This is a genomic window from Leptolyngbya sp. FACHB-36 (assembly GCF_014695955.1).
In the GTDB taxonomy this organism is placed as follows: Bacteria; Cyanobacteriota; Cyanobacteriia; order Leptolyngbyales; family Leptolyngbyaceae; genus FACHB-36.
The window spans coordinates 1-3074 of record NZ_JACJPG010000481.1; the positions used below are offsets into that span (position 1 = coordinate 1).

General features: G+C 54.9%; 4 protein-coding genes. All 4 read right to left on the reverse strand.

Going from position 1 to position 3074, the window contains the following annotated elements; translation table 11 throughout:
* Positions 1 to 1007, reverse strand: a 1007-nt coding sequence (locus H6F43_RS13730) for a GNAT family N-acetyltransferase (protein ID WP_190343302.1), incomplete at its 3' end; no start/stop codon positions are given.
* A gap of 80 nt (positions 1008 to 1087) precedes the next feature.
* Complete coding sequence (gene aroF, locus H6F43_RS13735; protein ID WP_190343303.1) at positions 1088 to 2149, reverse strand: 3-deoxy-7-phosphoheptulonate synthase; 1062 nt, start codon at positions 2147 to 2149, stop codon at positions 1088 to 1090.
* Positions 2150 to 2223: 74 nt separating this feature from the next.
* A complete protein-coding gene (locus tag H6F43_RS13740) occupies positions 2224 to 2712 on the reverse strand; it encodes a PAM68 family protein (RefSeq protein ID WP_190343304.1) in 489 nt (162 codons plus the stop codon).
* 11 nt (positions 2713 to 2723) lie between these two features.
* The gene (gene rpsO, locus H6F43_RS13745; RefSeq protein ID WP_190343305.1) at positions 2724 to 2993 is read right to left on the reverse strand and encodes a 30S ribosomal protein S15; all 270 of its coding nucleotides are present in this window, start codon (positions 2991 to 2993) and stop codon (positions 2724 to 2726) included.
* Between the last annotated feature and the right edge of the window lie 81 nt (positions 2994 to 3074).

Genomic DNA, 3074 nt, shown 5'->3' on the forward strand with positions numbered 1-3074 from the left:
GCAAACGGGTCAATGGCTTGAACAGGACGCTGCTCAAACGCGCGTTGCACGTCCACCAATCGCCACATGAAGCCGCCGCCAATTTCGCCAAAAGCGTGCGTTAAGCCAAATTCGAAGGGAGCCGCGCTAAGGGAAGGATCGCGGCGCTGCTCGCTCAGCAAGTGAGGAAACGGGTCTTCGGCAAATGTGTTCCAGACGATCGTGCTAACTTGGTCCCGCAGCGACGCTAGAAAGCCAAGGATGCTTCGGTACGCCGTGCTCGTTAGCGCCACCCACTCTCGAACCACAACCGCGAGGCGATCAGGCAGCTGCGTGAACTGAAGCACAACGTAACCCAATAGCGCTCCAGCTTCCACATAGGTGTAAATCTCCCGTCCAGTTTTGGGCTTTAGGAGCGAATCCCACAGCCACTCTCGTCGCTGAATCCAACCGTTGTGCTGGACGGCAGCAGTCTGATAAACCGTCTGCAATGCCTGCTGCTGCGTTGCATCATAGGGAAAGATACCCGTCAGCCCAGCGGTGGCGAATGATTGCGGCTCGGAATAGCGAGGCAGATGCGTTGTGGAAACGCGGTACTGGTGCGATCGCCCCACCCATGCCCAGCCCAATTTGCGGTAGAAGCCGTGCTGAAAGGGATACAGCATCGCGAGGGGATATTGGTGCGATCGTCCCGTCTCTAACGCATGTTCGATCATTCGTCGCGCTACTCGCTGTCCCCGCCGTTCTGGAGCTACCGCAACACCTGCAAGTCCCAGTGTCGGAAACCTCTTCTGTTGAAGCAGCAGCTCCAAGTCAATCTGAACGTAGGCACCCACAGCCTGATTGGTTGTAGCTTCTACGGCTAAAAACTGAGTACGATCGGGCAGCTCAAGTCCTTGCGGATACCAGTCTCGAATCACATCTGCATTTGCTCGCAGTGGCGCAAACGCCAGTCGATCGAGCCGCGCTACGTGGTTCAGGTCCTCATCCTGAGCAAGACGCAGGGTGATATTGGATGGGTCGTTCATAGCAAGATTTATGCAGAAAGAGGCGCGCCATTGGCGCGCCTCTTTAGTTTACCGATCAGTTTATCGAGATTGAACAAACCCTAAACGGCTGCCATTGCGTGTTCGAGAAGCCAGCGGTTCATCGCCTTACCAACCACTGACAACTCTTTCACCAAGCTGTCGAAGCGATCGGGCGTCAACGACTGTGGACCGTCGGATAGAGCCTTGGCGGGGTTCGGGTGAACTTCGATCATCAGTGAGTCAGTACCCGCCGCGATTGATGCCATTGCCATCGATGGCACGTACTCAGCTTTACCCGTGCCGTGGCTGGGATCGATCATGATCGGCAAGTGGGTCAGCGATCGCAGCACCGGAATCGCCGACAAATCCAGCGTGTTGCGGGCGTACTTGTTGTCAAACGTACGAATGCCGCGTTCGCACAGAATCACATTTGAGTTTCCGGCTGCCAAGATGTACTCGGCTGCCATCAGCCATTCTTCGATCGTTGCAGACATGCCGCGCTTCAATAGAATCGGCTTGTCTTGTGCGCCCACCTTCTTCAGCAGCGAGAAGTTCTGCATGTTGCGAGCACCGATTTGGATCACGTCTGCCACATCTGCCAGCGGCTCTAAATCAGCTGCATCCATTAGCTCAGTAATGATACCCAACCCCGTTGCTTCCCGTGCTGCCGCCAGCAAACCCAGAGCGCTTTCACCGTGCCCCTGAAAGGCATAGGGCGAAGTGCGAGGCTTGTAGGCACCGCCACGAAGGAATTGCGCCCCCGCCGCTTTAACGCGCCGCGCCGTCTCTGTGATCATTTCCTCGTTCTCAACGGAGCAAGGACCTGCCACAATTACCAACGGCTGATGTTCGCCGAAGTGAACTGGACCGTTAGGCGTTTGCACCACAATATCGCTGGCTTCCCCGTGGCGATACTCTCGGCTTACCCGCTTGAACTGCTTCTCGACTCGCAGCACCTGCTCGATCCAGGGGCTAACCTCCTGAATTTGCAGTGGATCAAGATCTACGGTGTCGCCGACTAGACCAATCACGACTTTGTGCTTACCGACAATCTTTTCGGGAGTCAGTCCCCAGGACTCAAGCTCTTCAGAAACCCGGCTAATTTCTGGCTCCGGAGAGCCAATTTTCATGATCACAATCATGGTGTAATTCCTGCTGGTGTGATGGTATGGATGAAGTGAATCGAGACGATCGCGCCTAGCCGCAGGTTGGTTGCTCAGGGCTGGGATTTCTGCCTAGCCGCCCGCCAAGATGCAGCCAACCGTCCAAAGTTTATCGTGAATTCCTCCCAGCCGAACCAGGAGCCAACCCGCTCTTCATCCCACGATGCAGAAAGTACACCGTAGCTCAAGCCCAACACTCCAAGCCCAAAGAAGCCCATGCTCACAAGCACGACGGCAACGTTTGGCAGCTTAAACCACTGCTGTGTGACGACGATATAGCTAACGATAAACGTCAGCATTCCAAGACTTGTTGGAATGCCGCAAAAAAAGCCCATTCGCCGCGCCATTCGACGACTTACTGCCACGGGCATCGCTGCCCTTTCAGTCGATGACGCGGTCTCGGCGGATTCCTTGACTACTGGGGCAGGAGCCTTCTTGGGCGGCTTCTTGCGGTTGGACGTTGGCTCAAACGGAAGCGCACTTTTTGCGGCGTCTGCTTTAGCGTCGTCAGGGTTACTAGAAGGGTTGGACTTGGAGGGCATTGCCAACGCTCCTACCCGCGAATGCCTAGCTTGGTAATCAGCGCTCGGTAGCGGCTTTGATCTTGCTTTTGGATGTAACTCAGCAACCGCTTACGAGAGCCAATCATCTGCAGTAATCCTTGACGCGACGCGTGGTCCTTTTTGTTGCTACGCAGGTGTTCGCTCAAGCGATTAATGCGTGCCGTTAACATAGCAACCTGCACGTCTGCCGAGCCAGTGTCAGTCTCGTGAATTTGGTATTCGCTAATCAGTTCTTGTTTGCGCTGTTGCAGCAGAGCCATGAGCGGGTGAATTCCTTACAGTAATCAAGTCAGCAGTTTTCAATCATATCATAGCCATATAGAGGAGGCTACAGATTCTCT